General features: G+C 76.5%; 1 protein-coding gene. It reads left to right on the forward strand.

The annotated features are described in order from the left end of the window. The coding region (locus ACE3N6_RS19065) for a hypothetical protein (protein ID WP_374247401.1) at positions 1–2782 on the forward strand (2782 nt) is incomplete at both ends.

The raw sequence follows: 2782 nt of genomic DNA on the forward strand, positions 1-2782 counted from the left end.
ACGCCTGTTCGGCGAGACCCTCGGTGATCTCGACGTGGCGCTGGGCGTGCCCGCCCCGGGCGGACGGCCGGACGCGCTGGCCGCCACCCGCGGCACCCGCCTGGAGTTCGCCGAAACCCGGCCCTCCCGCCACCTCCTCGCCCACGAAACCGCCCACGCCCTGCAGGCCCGGCGCGGTACCGACGGCGGCACCGACCCCCGCGCCCACCTGGAAACCGAAGCCCGGCACCTCGCCGACGGTGCCCGATCCGGGCAGGCGCTCCGGCCCCGCGGCCGCGCCCCCCAGGCCTGGCTCTACGACGCCCCACCACGCGACGCCACCGCCCTGCAGGCAGCCCTCCACCCCACCGGCGACGAAGGCATCTCCACCCGGCGGGTGATGGCCATCCTGCGGGCCAACGCCGCCCCCGCCGACATGGCCCGCCTGCGCGCCAGCTACGGCCCCGGCTTCTTCCGCGACCTCGACCGCTGCTTCGGCGACTCCAGCTGGGGCGAAGCCCGCGGCTACCTGGGCGCCCAGCTCTCCCTGGCCGAAAACATCCAGACCCGCACCGGCATCTTCGTGCGCGACCAGGCCGGCATCCTCGACACCCTCCGGCGCTGGCCCGACGACGACGTGCTGCGCATGATCGAGTCGGCCGAAGGCACGCCGCCGGCCGCCCCGCCCCTGGCCAGCCCCGCCACCGCGGACACCCCCGCCGCGCCGCGCCCGGTCGCCGCCGGCTGGGCCGACGTGCAGCGCGCCCTCACCGACGCCCTGGCCGCGGAAGACGCCTACCGGGCCACCCAGCTGCTGCTCGACAAAGCCGAGCGGGCCCGCGCCAGCCGCCCCAGCGACACCCTCAGCCCCGCCGCCCCCGGCGCCGACGCCGTCTCCCGGCAGCGGGTGGCGCTGGCCTACTCGCGCATTGCCGCCGCCGAATCGGCCCGCCGCCCCGGCGACGCCTTCCTCGCCATCGCCGACCTCAACGCCCCCCAGCGCGCCGCCCTCGCCCCCCGACTGGCCGGCGGCAGCTGGCCCAACCTGGGCGCCGACATCCAGCAACTGCGCGCCATCGCCGCCGACGGCAACGACGCCAGCGCCCTGGAGCGCGCCATGCGCGCGGCCGGCAACCTCACGGGCAACGTCTCGCCGGCCATGCTCGAGAACGCCGCCACCCGCGCCGGCGAACTCATCAACCGCGCCCGCGAACGCCTCGCCGCCCTGCCGCCGGCCTCCAGCGAGGCACGCAGCCGGCGCGAAGCCGAACTGGCCGCCCTGCAGGCCCGCTTCCACGAGCGCACGCTGGTGCAGGCGATGTACTTCGCGTCCCACGAAACCGGCGCCGCCACCCTCGAAGCCCTGGGCGTGCCGCACGAGCAACGGGCCGAGTTCCTCATCAACCAGGTGAGCACCTTCAGCGAGCTGCTCACCTTCATCCGCCGCGTGCCGGTGCGGGCCCGCCTCGGCCTCACCCACTCGCCCTGGTATCAGGCCAAGCGCACCCAGATCCTCGGCATCGACCCCAGCCCCGCGCACGAGGCGCTGCTGCTGGCGGCGCTCTACGAGGGCCACCCGGATCTTGCCGGCAGCGAATTCCTGATCGGCCAGCAAGCCCTCCTCGACGCCAACGACATCGAAAACGCGTGGCGCGGCGGCGACCAGAGCCGGGTCTGGATGGCCCTCGCGCGGATGCCCGCGCCCCGCCGCGCAGCCCTGGCCGAACTCGTCACCCAGCCGCCGGCCCCTCCCGCCGACGCCCGCCCGCGCCCACCGCTGGTCGAGCTGCTGCGCAGCCTCGAACACGGCACCATGCGCGAGCGGCTGGACGCCTCGCGCCTGCGCCGCGGGCTGGCCGGCGACGCCGAAGCCCTGATGCGCGGCGACGCGGTCCGCCTCGCCGTTCGCGGCGGGCAGATCGTCGAGCGCATCGAAGACCCCCGCGCCTTCATCGAGCTGGTGGTGCGCACCCCGGCCGCCCAGGCCGAACTGCGCCGGGGCATGGTGATCCGCCGCCAGCTGCAGGCCAACCCTGCCCAGCCGGTAAGCGACGCCGAACGCGCCCTGGCCGAGCGCTTCGACGCAGCCGTGCTCGCCGCCGAGCAGATCGGCGAACGCGACCACGACCTGCGCCTCGCCTTCGAGACCGTGGCCTTCGGCGAGCCCGACCTCAGCGGCGGCACCGGGCAAGACCCCGCTGTCGAGGCCGACTTCATGCACTACCGCCTCGAGGAGCGGCTGGCCGCGGTGCGCACCGCCGGCTCCCGGGCAAGCACCGACACCCTGAGCTGGGCGGGCCCGAACGTCGATGAGAACGCCACCCGCTTCCGGGTGTACTACGACCGGGTGCGCCTGCGCGGCATCGGCCGGGCCGAGCTGGCCCAGCTGGCCGACCTGTACTACCGCACCATGGCCGCGCTCGACACCTTCGCGCCAGCCAACCGGGCCTTCGCCTCCACCGCCGCACAGCTGGTGGCCGCCGTCGCCGCCACGGTGGTGGTGTCGGCGGCCAGCGGCGGCAGCCTGGGGCCGGCAGCCATCGCCGCCCTGGCCGCCTTTGCCGGCGGCGCCACCGCGGGCCTCACCGGCGCGGTGATCCGCGGCCGCTCCACCGACGCCGAAATCCTCACCGACGTCTCCACCGGCGCGGTGGAGGGCGCCGTCTCGGTGGTCGGCTCCGCCCTCGCCGCGCGGGCCGTGCACGGCGCCACCGCCGGCCACGCGGCGGGCGAGGCGGCCCGCCTGGCCGGGGGAGGCGCCGTGCGTCAGGCCACCGGCGGCGCCGGCGCGGCCATCGCCGAG

This window comes from Zoogloea sp. (assembly GCF_041904905.1).
In the GTDB taxonomy this organism is placed as follows: domain Bacteria; phylum Pseudomonadota; class Gammaproteobacteria; order Burkholderiales; family Rhodocyclaceae; genus Zoogloea.